At 74.1% G+C, this 23,209-nt stretch carries 12 protein-coding genes; 11 read left to right on the plus strand and 1 reads right to left on the minus strand.

Annotation, left to right across the window (positions count from 1 at the left end; genetic code table 11):
• Positions 1-106 precede the first annotated feature (106 nt).
• The 10 genes from ACZ6SA_RS00095 to ACZ6SA_RS00140 all read left to right on the plus strand — a co-directional run bounded on the left by ACZ6SA_RS00095 (position 107) and on the right by ACZ6SA_RS00140 (position 19,980).
• Positions 107-1,849: a DJ-1/PfpI family protein gene (locus tag ACZ6SA_RS00095; protein WP_465825723.1), complete on the plus strand. Its 1,743-nt coding sequence runs from the start codon at positions 107-109 to the stop codon at positions 1,847-1,849.
• Between the two features lie 154 nt (positions 1,850-2,003).
• Positions 2,004-3,050, plus strand: a complete 1,047-nt coding sequence (locus ACZ6SA_RS00100) for an SAM-dependent methyltransferase (protein ID WP_347642248.1) — start codon at positions 2,004-2,006, stop codon at positions 3,048-3,050.
• A 217-nt stretch (positions 3,051-3,267) separates the two neighbouring features.
• Positions 3,268-3,567 (plus strand): muconolactone Delta-isomerase family protein, encoded by a 300-nt coding sequence (locus ACZ6SA_RS00105; protein ID WP_443150696.1) that lies wholly within the window; start codon positions 3,268-3,270, stop codon positions 3,565-3,567.
• Positions 3,568-3,778: 211 nt separating this feature from the next.
• Positions 3,779-4,171 carry a hypothetical protein gene (locus tag ACZ6SA_RS00110; RefSeq protein ID WP_347642246.1) on the plus strand — a complete coding sequence of 131 codons (393 nt, stop codon included), beginning with the start codon at positions 3,779-3,781 and terminating at the stop codon, positions 4,169-4,171.
• A 246-nt stretch (positions 4,172-4,417) separates the two neighbouring features.
• Entirely contained in the window at positions 4,418-5,920 is a 1,503-nt protein-coding gene (locus ACZ6SA_RS00115) for a class I adenylate-forming enzyme family protein (RefSeq protein WP_465825725.1), read from the plus strand.
• A 70-nt stretch (positions 5,921-5,990) separates the two neighbouring features.
• Positions 5,991-12,524, plus strand: coding sequence for an amino acid adenylation domain-containing protein (locus ACZ6SA_RS00120; protein ID WP_465825726.1), 6,534 nt, complete (start codon positions 5,991-5,993; stop codon positions 12,522-12,524).
• 49 nt (positions 12,525-12,573) lie between these two features.
• Positions 12,574-18,069, plus strand: coding sequence for an amino acid adenylation domain-containing protein (locus ACZ6SA_RS00125; protein ID WP_465825727.1), 5,496 nt, complete (start codon positions 12,574-12,576; stop codon positions 18,067-18,069).
• Positions 18,066-18,338: an MbtH family protein gene (locus ACZ6SA_RS00130; RefSeq protein ID WP_465825729.1), complete on the plus strand. Its 273-nt coding sequence runs from the start codon at positions 18,066-18,068 to the stop codon at positions 18,336-18,338. The genes ACZ6SA_RS00125 and ACZ6SA_RS00130 overlap by 4 nt, the downstream gene beginning before the upstream one ends.
• The gene (locus ACZ6SA_RS00135) at positions 18,335-18,604 is read left to right on the plus strand and encodes an acyl carrier protein (RefSeq protein ID WP_443150690.1); all 270 of its coding nucleotides are present in this window, start codon (positions 18,335-18,337) and stop codon (positions 18,602-18,604) included. The genes ACZ6SA_RS00130 and ACZ6SA_RS00135 overlap by 4 nt, the downstream gene beginning before the upstream one ends.
• Positions 18,601-19,980, plus strand: a complete 1,380-nt coding sequence (locus ACZ6SA_RS00140) for a condensation domain-containing protein (RefSeq protein WP_465825731.1) — start codon at positions 18,601-18,603, stop codon at positions 19,978-19,980. The genes ACZ6SA_RS00135 and ACZ6SA_RS00140 overlap by 4 nt, the downstream gene beginning before the upstream one ends.
• A 229-nt stretch (positions 19,981-20,209) precedes the next feature.
• On the opposite strand, the gene ACZ6SA_RS00145 is transcribed toward ACZ6SA_RS00140, so the two are convergent.
• Complete coding sequence (locus ACZ6SA_RS00145; protein WP_465825733.1) at positions 20,210-20,740, minus strand: hypothetical protein; 531 nt, start codon at positions 20,738-20,740, stop codon at positions 20,210-20,212.
• Between the two features lie 314 nt (positions 20,741-21,054).
• On the opposite strand from ACZ6SA_RS00145, the gene ACZ6SA_RS00150 reads away from it, so the two are divergent.
• The gene (locus tag ACZ6SA_RS00150; RefSeq protein ID WP_465825734.1) at positions 21,055-23,187 is read left to right on the plus strand and encodes a SpoIIE family protein phosphatase; all 2,133 of its coding nucleotides are present in this window, start codon (positions 21,055-21,057) and stop codon (positions 23,185-23,187) included.
• Positions 23,188-23,209: the final 22 nt, after the last annotated feature.

Genomic DNA, 23,209 nt, shown 5'->3' on the forward strand with positions numbered 1-23,209 from the left:
GGCAGGGCGCAGGACCGGCGTGATGACCGGCGACTTCACTGATTCGGTGGCGCGCCTGCCTTCCTAGCGTGAGGGGCCTCAACGTCCTTCACGTCAGGAGCCCGGCATGACGAACCACGAACGTCGTCCCGGCGGGGTACGCACCGCCGCCCGCCTCGTCTGGCACTACCTCGAACTGGTCATCGCGGCGGCCCTCGGGATGGTGCTGCTCGACCCCCTGTGGATCTCGGTGCTGGAGGTCGCCCGGTTCGACGTCTACCTCCTGCTCATGGCGGCCGGCATGGCCGCCGGTGTGGCGCTCTGGATGCTGGTGCGCCGGCATGCCTGGCCGCGGATCGCCGAGATGAGCCTCGCGGTGTTCCTGCCGTTCCCCGTGCTGCTCGTTCCCTTCTGGCTCGGTGTGTTACCGGCCGGTCCGGTGACGCTCATCGGGCATGTGATCCCGATGGCGCTTCTGGCGGCGGCGATGATCTGGCGGCGCGCGGAGTACGCGGATCCCCGGCACCGGTTCAGGTTCCGGGGCAGGTGGCTCCGCGGGACGGCCGTCGTCCTGGCGGCGCTGTTGCTTCCCGGCGCGGTCTCCGCGGTGAACACCGTCGGCAAGTTCGGCGACCTGTACACGGCCCGCGCGGACGCGGTGACCGTCCGGCCGGCGCCGAAGGAGCACGACCCGGCCAAGCCGACGGTGGCCCTGCTGGCCGGCGGCAGCGGCACGAACGTGGCGGACCTGCTCGGGCCGTACGAGGTGCTGGCGGGCACCGGCCGGGTCAACACCTACGTCGTGTCTCCCGGCTCGCGGCCGGCGCCCCTGACCGGCGGCCTGGATCTGGTGCCCGACCTGACCTTCGGCGGGCTCGCGCGGCTGCTGAGCAACCGGAACGACAAGCTCGACGCCATGGTGGTCCCCGCCATGGACGACCCCGGCCCCGCCGAGCTGGGCTCGATCACCCGCTGGCTGCGGGAACAGTCGGCCGCCGGCGCGGTGGCGATGAGCGTCTGCAACGGGGCTCGCACGCTCGCGGCCAGCGGGCTGCTGGACGGCAGGCCCGCGACCTCCCACTGGTTGCGCATGGCCGGGCTGCGCGACGACTTCCCCCGCGTCGGGTGGGTGACCGGCGTGCGCTACGTCGACGACGGGAACCTCATCACCACGGCCGGCGTGTTGTCCGGCATCGACGGCGCCCTGCGCGTGCTCGAACGGCTGGTCGACCCCGGCACCGCGCGGGAGGCGGCGCGCAGGGTGCACTGGCGGCACTACTCCCCCGGCGCTTCCACGCGGATCCCCGCGTCCGAGCTCCAGCCGCCTGACGTGGTGGTCGCGCTCAACTCCTCCTACCAACCGGGGCCTTCGTCCATCGGCATCCGGGTCGCCGGCGGCATCGGGGAACTGGAGCTGGCCTCCGCGTTCATCTCGTACACCGAGCACGCCATGGTCGGGCGCACCGTCGCGCTGGGCGACGGGCCGTTCCGCTCCAGGCACGGGCTGACCTTCGTGCCGCGCTCGACGGTCGCGGCCGCGGCGGACGGGCTCGACCGCCTGCTCGTGCCCGGACTGGACGCCGCGCGCGCGAAGGCGGTGGACGGCGTGGCGGGGCTGCGGCCGGAGTACCTCCACACCGAGGAGGAGTTCGCGTTCGATCCGGTGCTGCGCGACATCGCCCGTACGTACGACGTGCAGACGGCCCGCTGGACGGCGAAGACCTTGGAGTATCCGGTGGCCGGCGTCGGGCTGAGCGGCAGCGCCTGGCCGTGGCCGGCGACGATCGTGCTGCTGGTGCTGGTGCTGCTGGGGGGCTCCGCCGCCGTGGTCGCCCGGCTGGTGGTCCGCCGGATCCGCACGCGCCACTGATGGGCGAGTCGCTCCTGCGCGCGGGCTGACCTCCCGCTCCCGGAACCCTGCCCGGAACCCTGCCCGCCCGGCGCGTGCCTTGGCCATGTCAGGGCATGTGCCGACGTTGGGGGTCGAGACCGGTGGAAGCCGGCCTGACAGGAAGGAGACGGGGATGGACCGCGAGAAGGTCAACGAGTTCCTGGGGCGGGTCGTGGCCGACATGGCGGCCACCGAGGCCGCCGGCTCGGTGGTGGTCGGCCAGCGGCTGGGCCTCTACCGCGCGCTCGCGCAGGGCCCGGCGACACCCGAGGAATTCGCCGAGCGCACCGGCTGCCACCCGCGCTACCTGACTGAGTGGCTGCGGGGCCAGGCCGCCGGCGGGTACGTCGGCTACGAGCCGGAGACCGGCCGGTTCTCGCTGAGCGAGGAGCAGGCGTTCTGCCTGGCCGACCCGGACGGCCCGAACGTGCCGGCGGCGTTCCTCATCGCCCTGGGGATGCTGCGCTCGGAGCCGCGCATCACGGAGGCGTTCCGCACGGGCGCCGGCGTCGGCTGGCACGAGCACGACGAGGACGTCTTCGTCGGGTGCGACGCGTTCTTCCGCGCGGGGTACACGGCGGAGCTGATCCCGCACTGGATCCCGGCGCTGGAGGGGGTCGACGCGAAGCTCACCGCCGGGGCCAGGGTCGCCGACGTCGGCTGCGGCCTCGGCTCGTCGTCGCTGCTGCTCGCCAAGGCGTACCCGCGCACCACGGTTCTCGGCTCGGACTACCACACCGAGTCGATCGCGCTGGCGCGCAAGCGGGCCGCGGAGGCCGGGCTGGCCGACCGGGTCGGCTTCGAGGTCGCCGGCGCACAGGACTTCAGCGGCACGGACTTCGACCTGGTGGCGATGTTCGACTGCCTGCACGACATGGGCGACCCGCTCGGCGCGGCCCGGCGGGTGCGCGGGGCGCTGGCTCCTGACGGTACGTGGCTCCTGGTGGAGCCGCTGGCCGCGGACCGGGTCGAGGAGAACCTCCACCCGCTGGGGCGGCTGTACTACAGCGCGTCCACGTTCCTCTGCGTGCCCAGCGCCCTGTCCCAGCCGGGCGGGTACGCGCTGGGCGCGCAGGCCGGGAGCGCCGCGATCCGCGAGGTCGTCACGGAGGCGGGCTTCACCCGGTTCCGCGAGGCGGCGCGGACGCCGTTCAACCTCGTGTACGAGGTGCGCCCTTAGGCGGGCACGTCAGCCGCCCGGAGGTCACAGGCCGTACTCCTTCGCGGTGACGTACGTGACGCCGTCCTGGCGCGGGGGCCGGGCCTACCGCAGGGGATCCCGCCGCCACATCGGACATTTGTCGCGGTGAGGCCGGTTCCGATGCCCGACGACACGCGCTCACGCGTCCGGTTCTACTGGTGGGCCAGGACGTCGCCGCCCCGTCGACAGGAGAGCCATGGAATTCCTGGTGCGCACGGAGAACCTGCTGCCGCCCGACACGCCCGACCACACCCGCGACCGCCTGCGCAGCGCCGAACGCGAGCGGGCCCAGGAGCTGCGCGACGCGGGCGTGCTCAAGCGGCTGTGGCGGGTTCCCGGCCGCAACGCCACCGTCGGTCTCTACGAGGCCGGCGACCCGGCCGAGCTGCACGACGCGCTGGCGTCGCTGCCGATGTGGAAGTGGATGGACGTGACCGTCGAGGCCCTGGCCACCCACCCGCAGGAGCGGAAGGAGCCTCGCGGCTTACGAAAGTGACACGAGTCATCCTGCTCCTGGCATAGAGCATCCGGGCCGTCCGCCGGGCCGGCCAAGTGTTGGCCAAGCCCTCTCGGGAGCGTGCCGGCCTGCGGGACTTCTCCCTCCATGAGCGGTCACAGTGGGTGAGTTCACGCCTTTCTTCCCGGAGCGGAACCAACACCCACGACACGGCGAGCGCTCCGGGCTCTTGCGGACAAGGGAGTCAGACATGCTCGAGCGCGTCCTCACCGCTACCGCGGCGACCGCGGCGACACTCGCTCTGGCCGCCGCCCCCGCCCTGGCGGGTGACGGGCCCCGGGTGGCCACCTACGACGCGCGCGAAGGCTCCGTCCTGGTGGACGCCGACCGCAAACGGATCACCGTGTGCGACAAGGTCCGCGACGACACCTCCATCAGGACCGAGTACACCACCACCCGCGACCAGGAGTGGACCGCCCAGGCGCCCCAGGGCGGCTGCCGCACGCGCCGCACCTGGCTCACCAGGATCACCGGCTTCCGCTTCTGCACCGGCCACATCAACCTGGGCCGCATCGCGTGGGACGGGTGCCGCCAGCGCGTCAGGACGCCCGCGGAACTCCGAGCCTGGCCCAGGCGCCGCTGAACCCGGTGGCCCTTCGGCCACCACTTTCGTGGCCCTGGACGAGACCCCGCAATCGAAAGTTTCGGCTACAGATTAAAATTTTCCCTGTTGCATCGGCCCCCGAATTGCCTATTCTGCCGGAGAAGAAGAGCGATCCGGGGCGTCGGCCGGCCTGGATCGTGCGCGCGGACCGCCGATGTTGCCGATGCCGCCGATGCTGCAGATCAGGGAACAGATCATGGTGTCGAAACTTTTCGGGAAACAATCGTGGTAGGTCACGACCCCCGGCTCACGCTCCCCGACGTGCTGGCACGCCGCGCGCAGGAGGAGCCCGACCGTCTCGCGCTCGTGGTGGCCGGGGCCGGGGAGCTGTCGTTCGGCGGCTGGGACCGGCGCGCCGACACCATCGCCCACGCGCTGATCGACCGCGGGCTGCCGGCAGGGCACCGGGTCGGGCTGCTGTTCGACGAACGGGACTGGATCGACTTCGCCGCCGCGTGGTGCGGCGTCATGCGGGCCGGGTGCGTCGCCGTACCGCTGTCCGGCCGCCTGGCACCCGCCGAGGTGCGGCACGCGCTGACCGACTGCTCCGTGACCGCCGTCCTGCACGGCTCCGGCGCCGAACCGCCCGACGTCGGCGTGTGGCAGGCCGTCGCGGCCGAGCTCGGCGGCGACGGCACCCCCGTACGGCGCGGCGTCTCCCCCGGCGCGCTGGCGCAGATCATCTACACCTCCGGCACGACCGGGCGGGCCAAGGGCGTCGGCGCCACCCACGCCAACCTCGCCTACGGCGTCACCACGAACCCCCGGCGTCGCAAACTCGCCCACTCCCGGCACTTCCTGCACGCGTTCCCGATCGGCAGCAACGCCGGCCAGACCATGCTCGTCAACGCCCTGGAGGCCCGGCCCGCCGCGCTGACCCTGCCGATGTTCACGCCGGCCCGCTTCGCGCGGCTGATCGAGTCGTACCGCGTGGGCACGGTGTTCGTCGTGCCCGCCATGGCCATCGAGCTGCTCAACGCCGGGGTGCGGGAGAGGTACGACCTGTCGAGCGTGCGGCTCCTCGGCTCCACCGCGGCCAGCCTGCCGCCCGCCGTGGCCGCGGGCATGGCGGAGGCGTTCCCCAAGGCGACGATCGTCAACTACTACACCTCCACCGAGGCGGCACCGGCGCAGACCGTGATGATCGTCGACCCGGCCAGGCCCGCGTCGGTGGGCCGCCCTTCGGCCGGCGGTGAGCTGAAGATCGTCGGCCGGGACGGCGGGCCCGCCCGGCCCGGCGAGCAGGGAGAGGTCTGGTTGCGCTCCCCCGCCGGGACCCGCGCCTACTACCGGGACCGGCGGCTGACCGACGACGTCTTCAAGGACGGCTGGGTGCGCATGGGCGACGTCGGCTACCTCGACGAGGACGGCTACCTCTATCTGGTCGACAGGGAGAGCGACGTCATCAAGTCGGGCGCGCACAAGGTCTCCACGCTGCAGGTCGAGGCCGCGCTGTACGAGCATCCCGCGGTCGCCGAGGCCGCCGTGGTCGGGATCCCGCACCCGGTGCTCGGCCGCGTCACCGGCGCCGCCGTCGTCACCCGCCACCCCGTCACGGCCGCCGATTTGCGCACGTTCCTGCTCGACCGGCTCGCCGGGCACGAGCTGCCGAGCCGGCTGTTGTTCCTGCCCGAGCTGCCGAAGAACCACGTCGGAAAGGTGGTGAAGCCCCGGCTCCTCGACCTGCTCGGCCCCACGGACCCGCCTCCGGCGGCCGGCTCCCCGTGAGACCCCCTGGCAGCGCCGGCCGGCTCATGAAACGGCGGCCCGGCCAGCGGACGGAACAGAGAGAATGCACATGACGCACCGCCAGGAAAGCCTTCCCGCTACCTTCGCCCAGCAAGGCATGTGGATCGGCGCGCACATGGGCGCCGGCCCGGCGTACCACATGCCGCTCGCCCTCTGGCTCCACGGTGACCTCGACGTGGCCGCCCTGGTCGCCGCGTGCGCCGACGTGGTCGCCCGGCACCCCGTGCTGGCCACCACCGTCGTGCGGCAGCGTGACGAGCTCCGCCTGGCCCCCGCCGCCGAGCCTCCCGTGACGTTCGCCGCTCCGGCCGGGCGCGACGCCCTCGACCGGCTGGTCGCGGACGAGATCGCCCGCCCGTTCGACCTGGAGACGGGGCCGACCGCCCGGTTCACCCTCGCGCCCGCCGGGCCGGCGCGGCACCTGCTGCTGTTCGTCGCCCACCACCTCGTCTTCGACGGGATGTCGAAGGACATCCTCGTACGGGACCTCGCCCGCTGCTACGCCGCCCGCCGCGACGGGCACGACCCACGGGTGCGGCCGCTGTCCTTCACCGAGGCGGCCGCCGCCGGCCACGAGCGCGTCGCGGGCGCGCTGCCCGCCGCCAAGGAGTTCTGGGCTCGGCGCCCCGCTGAGCCCGGCCGGATCGTGCTGCCGGGGCCGCTGCGTCCCACGCCCCGGTTCGGGGTCGGCGTGGAGATCGGCGCCGGAGTCGACCGCGAGCTGGGCGGGCACGCCGCCGAGGTGGCGAGGGCGGCCGGGGCGACGACGTTCGAGGTGCTGCTCGCCGCCGTCCACGCGCTGCTGTTCCGGTACGGGTCGGGCGGCGGCGCGGACAGCGACACCGGAAACGACGCGGGCGGCGGTGCCGGGACGGTGGCGGTGGCGATCGACGTGACCACGCGCGGGCCCGGGACCCGGGAGCACATCGGCCCGTTCGTCACCGAGCTGCCCGTGTCGTCCCGCCCGGCCGGCGAGCAGCCGTTCCGCGAGCACGTCGGCGCCGTACGGGCCGAACTGCGCGAGCTCTACCGTTTCCGCGAGGTGCCGCCCGCCCGCGCCCTCGGCGGGCCTCCGGCCGTCCTTCCCGTGTCGATCAGCTACCGCAGGCGGGAGACGGCGTCCGAACAGGAGTTCCCCGGCCTGGAGGTCACGGTCGACCGCATGATGTTCGCCGGAGGGTCGCGCAACGCCCTGCACCTACAGGTCGTCGACGGGCCCGGCGGGCCGGCCGCGAGCCTGCGCTTCGACCCGGCGGCCCTCGACCGCGGCACCGCCACCCGGTTCGCCGGCGGCCTGCGCGCCCTGCTGCGGCACGCGGCAGAAGACCCGGGCGTACGCCTGGCCGACCTGGACGTCCTGCCCGGCGACGAGCGGCGGCTGATGGTCACCGGGTGGAACGACACTGCGGCCGCCTATCCCGCCGGAGCGACGCTGCTGGGACTGTTCGCCACGCAGGTGGACGCCCGCCCGGACGCGCCCGCCGTGACGTTCGAGGGCAGCTCGCTCACCTACGCCGAGCTGGACGCCGCCTCCGACCGGCTCGCCCACCGGCTGCGGCAGGCGGGCGTGGAGCGCGGCGAACTGGTCGCCGTACACCTGCCGCCCTCCTCCTTGCTGCCGGTCTGCCTGCTCGCCGTGCTGAAGGCCGGCGCCACGTACCTGCCGCTCGACCCCGGCCATCCGGCGGAGCGGCTGTCGATGATCGTGGCCGACGCCCGGCCGCGGCTGCTGCTGTCGGAGACGACCGCGGCCGGATACCTGCCGGCGCCCGTGCTGGTCGTGGGCGAGGAGCACGGGAGCGCCGTCACCGGCGGGCGTCGTACGGCGCCGCGGCCTCCCGCGCCGGCCGCAGGCGACGAACCGCGGACCGGCCCGCCGGCCCCGCCGCCCCGGCCGCCGTCGGCCGGCGACCTCGCGTACGTGATCTACACCTCAGGCTCGACCGGCCGGCCGAAGGGCGTCGAGGTCGGCCACGGCAACCTCGCCAACCTGCTGCTCGCGATGCGCGACCGGCTCGGCGCCGGGCCGGGCGACACCTGGCTGGCCCTCACCTCGCCCGCCTTCGACATCAGCGCCCTCGAGCTCTACCTGCCCCTGATCACCGGCGGCCGGGTGGTCGTCGCCCCCCGCGGCGCCGTACGCCGGCCGGAGGCGCTGGCCCGGCTGGCCGCGGAGCAGGGCGTCACGCACGTGCAGGCCACCCCGTCGGTCTGGCGGCTGCTGCTGCCCGGCGGGCTCTCGGGGACGACCGCGCTCGCGGGCGGCGAGGCGCTGCCGCCCCGGCTCGCCGCCGAGCTGCGCACCCGCTTCGACCGGGTGGTCAACGTGTACGGCCCCACGGAGACGACCATCTGGAGCACCGCCGGCGAGCCGGGCGAGACGGTCACCATCGGCCGGCCCATCGCCAACACCCAGGTCCACATCCTCGACGCCCTGCTGCGTCCCGTCCCGGTGGGGGTCACGGGTGAACTGTGCGTCGGCGGCGCCGGCGTGGCGCGCGGGTACCGGGGCAGGCCCGGCCACACGGCCGAACGGTTCGTCCCCGACCCGTACGGGCCGCCCGGCGCCCGCCTGTACCGGACCGGTGACCTGGCCCGCTACCGGGCCGACGGCGAGATCGAGTTCCTCGGCCGGGCGGACGGCCAGGTCAAGCTGCTCGGCCACCGGGTGGAGCTCGGCGAGATCGAGGCGCGGCTGCGCGAACACCCGCACGTCGCCGAGGCGGCGGTGATCGTCAGGAGCGAGGGGCCCGACGATCACCGCCTCGTCGCGTACGTGGTGCCCGCGCCCGGCCAGGCCCCTGAGCCCGCCGCGCTGGCCGCCCACCTGGGCCGTACCCTGCCGTCCGCGATGTCGCCCGCCGCCTACGTCCTGCTGGACGGCCTCCCGCTGACCCCCGTCGGCAAACTCGACCGTGCCGCCCTTCCCGGCTCCGCGCCCCGCCCCGCCGCCGCACCTCCCACCGGTCCGCCCCAGGACGCCGGCCGGGCCGAACGGGCCGGGGGGATCGAGGGAGCCGGGAGCCCCGGCCGGGTCGGCGAGGACGGGCCGGCCGACGAGGTGCGCCGGATCTGGCGGGAGGTGCTCGGACTGGATGACGGGGACGAGATCGGCATCGGCGACGACCTGTTCGACCTCGGCGGCCACTCGCTCACCATGACCCAGATCACCGCGAGGATCGGCGAGAGCCTCGGCGTCGAGGTGTCGCTGGACGCCTTCTTCGACGACCCCACGATCGGCGGGCTCGTCGAGGAGATCGCCCGCCTGCGGGAGGAGGACACCGGCGCCGGCGGGGAGGGGCACGCCGCCCGGCAGGAGATCCGGCCCCGGCCGGCGGGGACGAACCCGCCGTTGTCGTCCGCGCAGGAGCGGCTGTGGTTCCTGCAACGGTTCGACCCGGACGACGCGTCGTACACCATGTATCTCGTGCTCCGGTTACGCGGGGCGCTCGACACCGGCGCGCTCCAGGCCGCGCTGGACGCGGTGGTGGCGCGGCACGAGAGCCTGCGCACGTCGTTCGCCGACGTCGACGGCGGGCCGGTCGCCGTCGTCCACCCGCCGGGGCCCGTGCCGGTCGAGCGTCTCGACCTGACCGGCTCGCCCGGCGCGGAGGAGCGGGCCAGGAGGCTGGTCGCCGAGCGCACCAACGCGCCGTTCGACCTGGCCGGGTCGCCGCCGCTGCGGGTGAGCCTGCTCGCGCTCGGCCGCGACGACAACGTGCTCTGCTTCGTCCTGCACCACATCATCGCGGACGGCGCGTCGCTGGGCGTGCTGTTCGACGATCTGTTCGCCCTCTACCTGGCCGAGGTCGAGGGGCGCGAGCCCGTTCTCGCGCCCCTGCCCGTGCAGTACGGCGACGTCGCCCTGTGGCAGCGCGAGCGGGAGTCCGGCGCGGCGGCCGGTGAGTCGCTGGAGTACTGGCGGCGCCGCCTGGCCGACCCGCCCGCGCTGGACCTGCCCGCCGACAAGCCGGGCGCGGAACGGCCCGTGGGGGCCTTCCACCCGTTCCGGATCCCCGAGGACGTCGTGGAGCGCCTGGACCGGCTGGCGCAGGAGCACGGCGCGTCCCTGTTCATGGTGCTGGTGGCCGCCTACCAGGTGCTGCTGGCCCGGCACACCGGCCAGAGCGACGTCCTGGTCGGCACTCCGTGGGCGTCCCGTGACCGGGTGGAGCTGGAGCCGGTCATCGGCTATCTCACCGACACCCTGGTGCTGCGCGGCGACCTCTCGGGCGATCCGGCCTTCCGCGATCTGCTGGCCGCCACCCGCCGCGGCGTGCTCGACGCCCACACCCACCGCACCGTGCCCTTCGAAAGGCTCATCGGCGAGCTCGGCGTGCCGCGCGACCTCCACCGCAACCCGCTGTTGTCCACCATGATCATCCTGCACAGCCAGGCGGGCGACGGCACCCCGCCCGAGCGGATCGGCGAGCTGGACGTACGGTTGTTCGACGGCGGGTACCGGCAGGCCAAGTTCCCGCTGTCCCTGGAGACCTGGCGGGACGACGACGGGCTGCGCGCCGTGCTCGGCTACGACTCCACCCTGTTCCACGCGGCCACCGCGGAGGGCCTGGCGGACCGTTTCACCGTGCTGCTGCGCGGCATCGCGGACGCCCCCTGCACCCCGGTCTCCCGGCTCCCGCTCCTGACCGGCGCCGACACGGCCGCTCTGGCCGCCCGCGCCGCCGCACCCCCTCACCACACGACTGGACCGGGCCACGGCTCGCCCGCACCGGCCTCCGACGTGCACCGCCCGGCCGGCGGCATGCCGGAGCCGGGGTACGCGGCGGCCGGGCTGGTGCCGGAACTCTTCGCGAGGGTCGTCGCCACCGCGCCCGAAGCCACAGCGCTGGTGTGCGGCGAGGAGCGGGTGAGTTACGCGGAGCTGGACGCCAGGGTGGCGCGGCTGGCGGCGGCGCTGCGGCGGCGCGGCGTGGCCGACGGGTGCGTGGTCGGCGTGTGCCTGCCTCGGTCGGTGGACGCGGTGACCGCGCTGCTGGCCGTCTGGCGGGCCGGCGGCGCGTACCTGCCGCTCGATCCCGATCATCCCGGCGAACGGCTGGCCTTCCTCGTCGAAGACAGCGGCGCCCGCCTGGTGGTGAGCGACGCCGCGCTGGCCCCCCGGATGCGGAGCACGGTTCCCGTGCTCGTCCCCGCCGGCCGGCCGGACAGAGGGGACGGGCGGTGGCTCGGCGGGTGGGAGAGCGTCGAGCCGGGCGACCCGGCGTACGTGATCTACACCTCCGGTTCGACGGGCACGCCGAAGGGGGTGCTGGTGGAGCACGGCGCCCTGGCCTCGCGGGTGCGCTGGATGCGGGAGGCGTACGGACTGGGCCGGGACGACCGGGTCGTGCAGTTCGCGTCGCTCGGTTTCGACGCCCACGCGGAGGAGCTGTACCCGGCGCTGGCGGCGGGCGCGTCCGTGCTGCTGCTCCCCGGCGGCGCCCTCACGTTGCCGGACGTGCTGCGGACCCCGCACGGCCGTCAGGTCACCGTGCTGGACCTGCCGACCGCGTACTGGCACCGCCTGACCGAGGCGCCCGGCGACGTGGCCTGGCCGGACGCGCTGCGGCTGATGATCATCGGCGGCGAGCAGGCGCAGGCCGCGGCCGTGGCACGGTGGCGGGACCGCTTCGGCGACGCGGTCACGCTGATCAACACGTACGGGCCGACGGAGGCGACGATCGTCGCGACGGCGGCCGTCCTCGGCGCCGCCGGCGCCGGCCGCCCGCCCATCGGCCGGCCGGTGGCCGGCGCGACCGCGCGTGTGCTCGGCCCCGGCGGGGAGCCCGTGCCTCCCGGAGCCCCCGGCGAGCTGTGCCTGGGTGGCGCCGGGCTGGCCCGCGGCTATCCGGGCTCTCCCGCGCTGACCGCTGAGCGGTTCGTGCCCGACCCGTACGGCCCGCCGGGGTCGAGGCTGTACCGGACCGGGGACCGGGTGCGGTGGCGACCGGACGGGAACCTGGAGTTCCTGGGCCGTTTCGACGGCCAGGTGAAGGTGCGCGGCTTCCGGGTGGAGCCCGGGGAGGTGGAGGCGGCGCTGCTGGCCTGCCCGGGGGTGCGCCAGGCGGCGGTGCGGGCGGACGGCGAACGCCTGGTGGCGTACGTGACCGGGCCTGCCGAGCCGGACGAGCTGCGCCGGCGCCTGGCGGCGAGCCTGCCACCCCACCTGGTCCCCGGCGGCTGGGTACGCCTGGACGCGCTGCCCCTGACGATCGCCGGCAAGGTGGACGTGTCCGCCCTGCCGCAGGCCGCGCCCGAGCCGGCCCCCGCGCACGTGCCGCCCCGTACGGACGCCGAGACGCTCGTGGCTGAGGTGTGGGCGCAGGTGCTCGGCCTGGACGCCGGCCGGATCGGCGCGCTGGACGACTTCTTCGCCCTCGGCGGCCACTCGCTGCTGGCGACCAGGGCGGCGGCGCTGCTGCGGAACGCGGTCGAGGTCGACGTGCCGATCCGCACCCTGTTCGACCAGCCGACCGTCGCCGGGCTCGCGTCCGCCGTCGAGGTCCTGCTGATCGAGCAGCTGTCAGGCCTGTCCGACGCGGAGGCGGCCCGCCTGCTGGAGACGGAGGTGCCGGGATGAACGAGGCACGCGGACGGGCGAACCGCCCGGACGACGCGGAGGAGAGTACGTGACGCGCCCTGATGCCCTTTCCGGCGCCAAACAGGAGTTACTGGCGCGGCGGCTGCGACGGGGTACGGCGGCGGCGCCCCGCCGTACCGTCCCGCCCCGGCCCTCCGGGGAGCCGCCGCTGTCGCACGCGCAGGAGCGGCTGTGGTTCCTGGAGCAGTTCGCGCCGGGCACCACGCAGCTGACCATCCCCATCCGGCTGCGGCTGCGCGGCCCGCTGGACGTGCCCGCGCTGGCCGCCGCGCTCGACGCGGTGGCGGCCGGCCACGACGCGCTGCGCACGCGGTTCCCCGCGACGTGCGACGGCCGGCCGAGGGTGGAGCTGGCCGAAGGGGGCACGCTGCCGCTGACCGTGAGCGACGCTCCCGACGAGGCCGCCGCCAGGGCACGGGCGGAGGAGTTCCTGGCGGCGCCGTTCGACCTGGCCGCCGGGCCGGTGGCGAGGGCGCTGCTGGTACGGCTGGCCGCCGACGACCACGTGCTGGTGATCGCGGTGCACCACATCGCCGCCGACGGCTGGTCGGCCGACCTGCTGCTGCGCGAGGTGTTCGCCCGCTACGACGGCGCCGCGCCGGCCGCCCCCGAGGTGGGGTACGCCGACTACGCGGCCTGGCAGCGCGGCCTGCCGCCGTCGCGGCGCGACCTGGACTTCTGGCGGGAACGGCTGGCCGGGCTGGAGCCGCTGGACCTGCCGGCGGACCGGCCGCGACCGCCGGAGCGCACCTACGCCGGCGCGGCGCACACGTTCCCGCTGGACGCCGAGGTCGCCGCCGCGCTGGCGCGGCTGGGCCGCGAGCACAGCGCGACGCCGTACATGACGATGCTGGCCGCGTTCGCCGCGCTGCTCGGCCGGTACGCGGGCACCGACGACGTCGCGGTGGGCTCGCCGGTGGCCGGCCGTCAGGTGCCGGAGCTGGACGGCGTGATCGGTTGTTTCGTCAACATGCTGACCATGCGGGTGGACCTGTCGGGCGACCCGGCGTTCGCGGAGCTGCTGGAGCGGGTGCGCGACGCCGCCGTGGACGCGTACGCCCACCAGGACCTGCCGTTCGAGCAGCTCGTCGCGGAGCTGGACCTGCCCCGTGACGTGTCCAGGTCGCCGTTGTTCGGCGTCATCCTCGCGATGCAGAACTACCGTGGCGCCTCCGTCGAGGCGCCGGCCGGGCTGTCCGTGGCGGACTTCCCCGTGGACTCCTGGGCCACCCGCTACGACCTGGAGCTCTACGTCGGCGACGGCTCCGGCGGGATGTTCGTCTACAACAAGGACCTGTTCGACGCGGCCACGATCGAGCGGCTGGCCGGGCACCTGCGCGCCCTGCTGGAGCAGGTGGCGGGCCGGCCGGGGCTGCGGCTGTCCGAGATCGACCTGCTCTCCCCCGGCGAGCGCCGCCTGGTCGTCGAGGGCTGGAACGACACCGCCTGGAGGTTCCCCGGCGAGGCCACCCTGCACGGCCGGATCGAGGCCCAGGCGGCGCTCACGCCGGACGCGGTCGCGGTGCGCTTCGAGGGGCGGTCGCTGACGTACGCCGAGCTCTCCGCGCGGGCGGACCGGGTCGCGCACACGCTGCGCGATCTCGGCGCGGGTCCCGGCTCGGTGGTCGCCGTCTGCGCGGAGCGTTCGCTGGAGCTGCTGCCCGGGCTGCTGGGCGTGCTCAGGGCCGGCGCGGCGTACCTGCCGGTCGATCCCGGCTATCCGGCGGAGCGGGTGGCGTTCATGCTGGCGGACGCCGCGCCGGCCGTCCTGCTCACCCAGAGCACGATCCGCCCGTCACTGCCGGAAACGGCGGCCGTCACGCTCGACCTGGACGACCCGGACGCCTGGACCGGCGGCCCCGGGCCGCTTCCCGCGGTGCGGCCGGACGACGTCGCCTACGTCATCTACACCTCGGGCTCCACCGGCCGGCCGAAGGGCGTGGCGAACACGCACGGCGGCATCGCCAACCGCCTCGACTGGATGCAGGAGCGGTTCGGGCTGGGCCCTGGCGACGTGGTGGCGCAGAAGACGCCGCTCAGTTTCGACGTGTCGGTGTGGGAGCTGTTCTGGCCGCCGCGCTGCGGCGCGAGCCTGGTGCTCGCCACGCCGGGCGGCCACAAGGACGCGGCGTACCTGCGCAAGCTGATCGTCACCGAGGGCGTGACCACCGCGCACTTCGTGCCGTCGATGCTGGCGGTGTTCCTCGGCGAGGAGGGGGCGGCGGGCTGCGGCTCGCTGCTGCGGGTGATCTGCTCGGGTGAGGAGCTGCCCGCCGACCTGGCCCGCCGCTGCGTCGCCACGCTGCCGGGAGCCGAGCTGCACAACCTGTACGGCCCCACGGAGGCGGCCGTCGACGTGTCCGCCTGGCACTGCCTGCCCGGCACGCTCGCCTCGGCGGCCCGGGTGCCGATCGGCGCGCCCATCGCCAACACCGCCCTTCACGTGCTCGACGCGACGATGGCCCCGGTGCCGGTCGGGGTGCCGGGCGAGTTGTTCATCGGCGGCGCGGGACTGGCCCAGGGGTACCTGAACCGGCCGGGGCTGACCGCCGAGCGGTTCGTCCCGGATCCGTTCGGACCGCCGGGCTCGCGGCTCTACCGCACCGGCGACCTGGCCAGGCGCCGCCCCGACGGCGCGCTGGAGTTCCTCGGCCGGCTGGACGGCCAGGTCAAGCTGCGCGGCCTGCGGATCGAGCTCGGCGAGATCGAGGCGGCGCTGCGCGCGCTGCCCGGGGTCAGGGACGCGGCCGTGGTCGTGCGCGAGGACCGCCTGGCCGCCTACCTCGTCCCGGACACCCCCGAGAACGAGCCGCCCGGCCGGCCGCACGACGAGCCCGGCGGCCAGCCCGACGACCGGCCCGACGACCGGCCCGACGACCGGCCGCCGGACCACGCGGCCGTGCGGGCCGGGCTGAAGCGCACGCTGCCCGACTACATGGTGCCGAGCGCGTACGTCACCCTGGACTCCCTGCCGCTCAACCCGAGCGGCAAGCTGGACCGCCGGGCCCTGCCCGCTCCGGTCGCCGGCCGTGACGCCGGCGTCGAGCTCGTCGCGCCCGGGACTGCCACCGAGGCGGCCCTGGCCGCCATCTGGGCGGACCTGCTGGGTCTCGACGTGGTCGGCGTGGACGACGACTTCTTCGACCTCGGCGGCCATTCGCTGCTGGCCACGCAGGTGGTGGCGCGGCTGCGGGCGCAGACGGGCGCCGGGGTCAGCGTGATGGACGTGTTCAAGCACCGCACCGTGCGCGAGCTGGCGGCGCTGGCCGACACCCCGGCCGAGCGGCGCGGGCCGCGTACGCTGCTGCACCGGCTGACGCCCGAGCACGGCACGCCGCCGGTGCTGACGTACGTGTGCGTGCCGTACGGCGGCGGCAGCGCCGTCGTCTACCAGCCCCTGGCCGACGCCCTGCCCGACGGGAACGCGTTGTGGTCGGTGGCGATCCCCGGCCACGACGTCGGCGTGGACGAGGAGACGTCGTCCTTCGACGATCTGGCCGCCGGGTGCGTGCGGGAGATCCTGGACAAGGTCGAAGGCCCGGTCGCGCTGTACGGGCACTGCGGCGTCGGCTCGGCCCTGTCCGTGGAGATCGCCCGCAGGCTGGAGGCCGCGGGCCGGCGGCTCGTCGCCGTCTACATCGGCGGGATCTTCCCGTTCGCCCGGCCGAAGGGCGCGCTGCTGTCGCGGATCGCCCGGTTCGCCGAGGCCGAGCGGCTCCGCGGCGACCAGCGCTACGTCAACTGGCTGATCTCGCTCGGCCTCGACATGAACGAGGTGGACCCCGCGCAGGCCCGCCGCATCGTACGGAACATGCGCCGCGACTCGCGGGAGGCGGAGGACTACTACACGCGCCTGTTCGCGGCCGGCACCGAACGGCTGGACGCGCCCGTGATCAGCATCGTGGGCAGCGAGGACCCGGCGACCGACTACTACGAGGAACGTTTTCGCGAATGGCACTTCCTGTCGTCGACGTCGGCCGTGGTGGTGCTCGCGGAGGCGGGCCACTTCTTCCTGAAATATCGGGCGGACGAGCTGGCCGCGATCATCACCGCCACCCATGACGCGCTGGACGAGCCGCCCCGGGACCGCGACCCCGGCGCCACGTGGTGGCTGCACGACGTGTCGCACTCCGGCACGCCGCGCGCTCCGGCGGGAGCCCAGCCGAGCATCCCGAGGTTCCTGGCCGTCGCGCTGAGCCAGCTCGTGTCGGTGACCGGGTCGGCGCTGACCGAGTTCGCCGTGCCCCTGTGGATCTACACCACGACGGGCTCCGTGGCGAAGTTCGCGCTGATGGCCGTGGTCGGCCTGGTGCCGGGCATGCTGGTCGCGCCGCTCGCGGGTGCGATCGTCGACCGGGCGAACCGGCGCACGGTCATGCTGGCGGGCGACGTCGCGGCGTTCGCCATCCAGCTCACGATGGGCGTGCTGCTGTGGACGGGGAACCTGTCGGCGGAGATGATCTACCCGTTGCTGGGCTGCCTGTCGGTCGCGCTCACGTTCCAGCGCATCGCCTACTTCTCGGCGATGCCGCAGCTCGTGCCCAAGGTCTATCTCGGGCACGCGGTCGGCATCATGCAACTGGGCAACGGCACCGCCCAACTGCTCGTACCGATCTTCGCGGTCGGGCTGCTCGCCACCGTCGGGCTCGGCGGCATCCTCCTGCTGGACGTGGCCGGCTACGCGGTCGCGATCGCCGTGCTGCTGGTGGTGCGCTTCCCCGGCAGCATGCCGTGGCGGCGCAGGGAGTCGATGAAGGCGGAGATCCTGGGCGGGCTGCGCTATTCGCTCGGCCACCGCGGCTTCCGCGCGATGTTGCTGTTCTTCGTCGTGCTGAACGTGTTCCTCTCGCCGCTGCTGCTGATGTTCGGGCCGCTGGTGTTGTCGTTCGCGGGACTCCCCGACGTGGGCCGGATCTCGTTCCTGGCGGGCGTCGGCACGTTCGCGGGCGCGCTCATCATGATCTTCTGGGGTGGGCCGCGCCGCCTGCGGCTGCGCGGGGTGCTGCTGTGCACGCTGGCCCTGGGCGTCTTCTGCCTGGTCACCGGCTTACGCGCCGACCTGGTGGTGATCGCCGCCGGCGTGTGCGGCATGACGGCCTGGCTGACCCTGCTCAACGGCATCTACGCCACCATCGTGCAGGTCAAGGTGCCCCAGCGGTTCCACGGCCGGGTGTTCGCCATGAACACGCTCGTCGCCTGGTCCACGCTGCCGATCGGTTTCGGCCTCGTCGCCCCGTACGCCGCCTCCGTACTCGACCCGCTGCTCCTCGACGGCGGCGCGCTGGCGCCTACCGTCGGCGCGCTCATCGGCACCGGTCCCGGCCGCGGCATCGGGTTCATGTACGTGCTCTTCGGCGTCGCCATCCTGGTGATCGCGCTGGTCGCGATGCGGATCCCGGCGCTGACCCGGTTCGACCGCGACGTGCCCGACGCCGTCGCCGACGACCTCGTCGGCGTCCAGGCCCTGCGCGGCGCCACCCCCACGAAGCCGCTGGAGAAGACGACGACGGAGGCAGCACCGTGACGCAACGACACCAGGTGGTCGTCAACGACGAGGACCAGTACTCGCTGTGGCCGGCCGACCGGCAGCCCCCTGACGGGTGGCGGGCCGAGGGGTTCGCCGGCTCGAAGGAGGAGTGCCTGAGCCACATCGACCAGGTCTGGCGCGACATGCGCCCGCGCAGCGTACGGCTGCGCCAGGAGGACGCCGGGGGCGACACCGCGGGCAACACCGCGGGCAGGGGCAACACCGGGGGCGACACCGCGGGCGACGCCCCCGGGGGTGCGTGGTGACGGCGGACGCGGGACGGCTGGAGCGGGAGCTGGCCGACCTGATCGCCGGCGTGTCCGGCGGCGAGATCAGCCCCGAGGAGGTGCTGGCGGGCGAGCATCCGCTCTCGGCTCTCGGCCTCACCTCGCTGGCGCGCATCCACCTCATCGACGAGATCGAGGACGCGTACGGCGTCGACGTCGACCTGCGCGGCGATCTGCCGTCCTTCGAGCACGTCGCCACCCTTGCCGCCGCCCTGGCGTCGCTCCTGGAAGGAGACCCGGCGTGACCGGGCGCGCCACGGTGGCGTTCGGCGGGCCCCGGGCGGGCGAGGCGGCCCTGACGTGGGGGCAGCGGCTGATGTGGCGGGCCGTGCACCTGATGGGGGACAGCCAGTCGTTCCTCAACTGCCCGTGGGTGCTGCCCGTCTACGGGCGGCGTGACCTGCCCGCCGTGCTGGAGGCGCTGCGCACGCTGATGGAACGGCACGAGAGCCTGCGCACCACGTTCGCCGGCACTGCGGACGGGCCCGTCCAGCGGGTGGCGCGCGGCGGCGAGCTGACCGTGGAGCTGGTGGAGGCCGGGCGGGAACGCCCGCTGAGTGCCGCCGAGCGGATCGCCGGCGAGCTGGGCAGGACGGACTTCGCGCACGGCGAGGATCTGCCGCTGCGCTGCGTGGTCGTGCTGGACGGCGGCCGGCCGAAGGCGCTGGCGTTCGTCTTCTCCCACCTGGCGGTGGACTTCCAGGCGCTCGGCCTGCTGTCCGCGGAGTGGCGGGCGCTGCTGCGGGGTGAGGAGCTGCCGCCGCCCGCGTGGCAGCCCATGGACCAGGCGGTCCTGGAGCGCGAGGAGGCGTTCCAGGCGCGTTCCGCGCGCTCGATCCACCACTGGCGCTCCGTGCTGAACGAGGTGCCGCTCGACGTGTTCGACCATGCGCCCCACGAGCCGGAGGAGCCCCGGTTCATCGAGGTCGGCATGGAATCGGTGGCGCTGGCCGCCGCGGCGGAGCGGCTGGCGGCGCGCTGGACGATCGGCACCACCAGCGTGCTGCTCGCCGCGTGCGCCACCGTTCTCGCCGAGGTGAGCGGCCGCCGGCGGGCCGTCATGCAGCTGGTGCACAGCAACCGGCGCGACGCGCGTACCCGCTCCATGGTCGGGACCGTGGGGCAGGACGGCCTGTTCGTGCTCGACCTGCCCGCCACCGACTTCGCCGCGACGTGCCGGGCCGCGCAGCGCAACGCCCTGGTGGCCTACCGCAACGCGCACTACGACCCGTTCGCGATGCGGGCCATGCGGGAGGAGGTCGGGCGGCGCCGCGGTCGCGAGCCGGACCTCGACGCGTTCTTCAACGACCGGCGCGGCGCCGGCTCCTGGCCGAGCCTGCCGCGCGCCGGCTCCGACGAGGACGTGGCCGGGCTCACCGGGAAGACCCGTCTCCATGTCGCGGACGCGTGGCCGGGGGTGCGGTTCAAGGTGTTCTTCACCGTGGGGACGGCCACGGACACCGGTCAGCTCAGCCTCATCGTCGACACCGCCTGTCTGCGGCGGGACACGGCCAGGGCGATGTTGCTCGCCGTCGAGACGCTGCTGGTCCGCAGCCTGGCCGGGGACGTGATGATGGGCGAGGTGCCCCGGCTCTGCGGGATCGGCGGGGCCGGGCCATGAACGCCTGCCGCCGCGGGCGCACCGCCTCCGCGCGCATCCGGGCCTCCCAGGAGCTGCGGCATCCGGCCCTGGCCGAGGCCGGCGACGACCCGGCCGCCGCTGAGCCGGTCGAGCGGCGAACCGCTTGGCCGGCACGCCGGCCGGGTTCCGCAGAGCGTCGATGATGCTGGTGCCGAGCTTGACGCGCTCCGTGAGCGCGGGTGGTGCGCTATGACGGACGACGTGCCGATCAGGTCGGGAAGTCCTTCGGGTTGACCGAGCGCGTCCTGGCGTTGCCGCCCCTGACCTGGTTGAGCGTCAGGCTCCAGCCGCTGGTGGAGGTGAACCTCAGCCGCTGGTCGAACCGCTGGTAGGAGGCGTTCCTGGTGAACTTGCGCTGCTTGGTGTTGAAGCGGTAGCCGGTGGTGAAGTAGATCCGGTAGGTGCCGTTCCTGATGTCGTTGATGCTCGCGGACGACCGCGCGCGGACGTAGATGCTCACCGCCTTGGTCCTGCCCTTGACCAGGGTGACGACGCCGTCCTTCGAGGTGCCGTTCCTGATCTTCAGCCGTCCGCCGCCACCGGTGTAGCGGTCATAAATGATCTTTCCGTTACGCGGGCGCGCAGCGGCGGTCGAGGCGGCCGCCTGCGACACCGAGACGACCGCCTGCCCGCCGGTCGCCGCGGCCGCCCCCGCGGAGGGCGCGGCCAGCATGCCGCCGGCCAGCGCGACGGCGACAACACCGGCGCGCAGTGGGGTTCCTTCGAGAAGTCGCTTCACGGTGAACATCTCCCTGGGGGTATGTGATCATGCCAAATGTAAAGAAACTAATCATGATCGGCCACCTAGTAGATACCAGGATGGACAGGGCGGCCATCGCCGAACCGCAGGAGTCTTCGGCTGTTCACCCGTACGTCACCCGAAAGTCTGTCGCATTTGTTAGCCATCGTCCGGAACACCCAAGTTTCCGCAACCTTGTCATCAGAACCCGGTAATGCGGGTTCTTGATCTGAAGTAGGGGCACTTACCGTTGGCCTATGGCTGGTCATGGGAGCGCAGCACCGTCGTCGTCACGAGCCGGAGCGAGGTAGGCCGTGCAGGACGGCGTCGTCAGCGCTGCCGCGCACCATGCCTTCGAAGTGGACGAGGTGCTGGCCCGGGCCGTACGCGACACAGGGGCGCACATCGGGGCGGTCTACCTGCTGGCCGACGACGGCCAGGTCCTGCTCATGGAGACGGAGACCGGGCTGCCCGCCCAGATCGTCAAGCCATGGACGCGGGTGCGGGTGAGCGCGGGCGTCCCGGTGTCGGCCTCCGTACGCGAGCGCCGGCTCGTCTGGGTTCCGGGTTACCAGGAGCTCGCCCACCGTTACCCGGCGACGGCGATCGCGCTGCCGTACCCGTTCGCCGCGGTCGCCACCCCGATCCAGTCGAACAGGGACGTGTGGGGCTCCCTGGTCCTGATGTGGCCGCCGTCGCACCCGCCGGACCTCGCCCCGCACGAGCGGGACACCATCGACGACGCCACCCGCAGGCTCGGCGACCTCATGGAGCAGGCGGCCCGCGACGGGCGCCCGCCGCGCTCCGGGGACGAGCCGCGCGTCCTCACCCCCGCGTGGGCCGGGGTGCCGGACGTGCACCATGCCCTGGCCTCCGCCGGCTATCTGGACCGGCTCCGCGACGGCTGCGTGGGCCTTGACCTGGACGGCCGGCTCACCTTCGTCGGCGCGGGGGCGGCCGGCCTGCTCGGCGAAGACCTGACGGGCAAGCTGGGCGAGCCGCTCTGGGAGGCGGCGGCGTGGCTGAAGGACCCGCTGTTCGAGGACCGCTGCCGCGCGGCGGCCGTCAGCCAGGAGGCCACGTCCTGCCTCGTCCGGGGGCCGGCCGGCCGGCCCCTGCACATCAGCCTGCATCCGGACCCGTCCGGCCTCAGCCTGTACATCACCGAGGCGGCGGCCGACCGATCGGCGCGGCGGCGGGACGCGCCCGGCGCCGGGAGCGTCAGCCTGCCCCGCGCCGACGTCTTCTACAACCTGCTCCACCTCGCGGCGGCGCTGAGCCGGACCCTCGACGTGCAGGAGATCGTCGACATGGTCGCCGACCACGTCATGCCGGTGTTCGACGCGCAGGCGCTGGCGATCATGGTGGCCGAGGGCGGGAGGCTGAAGGTCGTCGGCTCGCACGGCTACGATCCCGGCGTCCCCGAACGTTTCAACCGCCGGCGGCTGACCTCGGCCAGCCCTTCGCAGGACGTCCTGCGCACCGGCGAGCCCGCCTTCCTCTCCGACGCGGACGAGTTGCGCCGGAAATATCCGCGAGCCGAGGTCCGCGACGGGATGGCCGCCTGGGCGTTCCTGCCGCTGCGCACCTCCGAGACCGTCGCCGGCGTGTGCCTGCTCTCGTTCGACGAGCCCTACCCGTTCACCGACGAGACGCGGGCCAGCCTCACCGCGATGGCCGGGCTCATCGCCCAGGCCCTGGACCGGGCCCTGCTCTACGACGCCAAGGACCGGCTCGCCCACACCCTCCAGACCTCGCTCCTCCCCCGCAGGCTGCCCCGGATCGACGGTCTGGACGTGGCCGCCCGTTACGTGCCCGCCACCCGCGGCGTGGAGATCGGCGGCGACTTCTACGACCTGATCCGTCTGGGCGACACCAAGGCCGCGGCGATCATCGGGGACGTCCAGGGCCACAACGTGACGGCCGCCGCGCTCATGGGGCAGGTCAGGACCGCCATCCACGCCTACGCGGCCGCGGGGGCGAGCCCGGGCGACGTGCTCAAGCTCACCAACCGCCTGCTCATGGACCTGGACCCCGACCTGTTCACCAGCTGCCTGCTCATCTACTTCGACCTGCGGCTGCGCACGTTGTGGGCCGCCAGCGCGGGGCACCCGCCGCCCCTGCTGCGCCCGCCGGGCCAGCCCGCCGAGGTCGTCGACGTGCCCGCCGGCATCCTGCTCGGCGTCCAGGCCGACGCCGAATATCCCACCGTCCAGGTGCCGTTCCCGCCGGGCGCCGTCCTCGCCCTCTACACCGACGGCCTCGTCGAAACCCCCGGCGTCGACCTGGGCCAGGCCATCGGCGAGCTCGCGGAACACTTCGGCCGCGCCGCGGGCGAGCCCGTCCACGAGCTCAGCGACACGCTGCTCAACCACGCCCCGCACACCAGCCAGCGCGTCGATGACATCGCGCTCCTCCTGGTGGAGCACCGCGCGCCCGCGGGCTGACCCGTTTCGTCCCCGCCGTACG

The organism is Nonomuraea sp. NPDC049378 (genome assembly GCF_055586745.1).

Excerpts from the sequence above, each read along its gene's own strand:
- ACZ6SA_RS00110 (WP_347642246.1), top strand. The coding sequence starts at position 3,779 with ATGCTCGAGCGCGTCCTCACCGCTACCGCGGCGACCGCGGCGACACTC.
- ACZ6SA_RS00095 (WP_465825723.1), top strand. The coding sequence starts at position 107 with ATGACGAACCACGAACGTCGTCCCGGCGGGGTACGCACCGCCGCCCGC.
- ACZ6SA_RS00120 (WP_465825726.1), top strand. The coding sequence starts at position 5,991 with ATGACGCACCGCCAGGAAAGCCTTCCCGCTACCTTCGCCCAGCAAGGC.
- ACZ6SA_RS00105 (WP_443150696.1), top strand. The coding sequence starts at position 3,268 with ATGGAATTCCTGGTGCGCACGGAGAACCTGCTGCCGCCCGACACGCCC.
- ACZ6SA_RS00100 (WP_347642248.1), top strand. The coding sequence starts at position 2,004 with ATGGACCGCGAGAAGGTCAACGAGTTCCTGGGGCGGGTCGTGGCCGAC.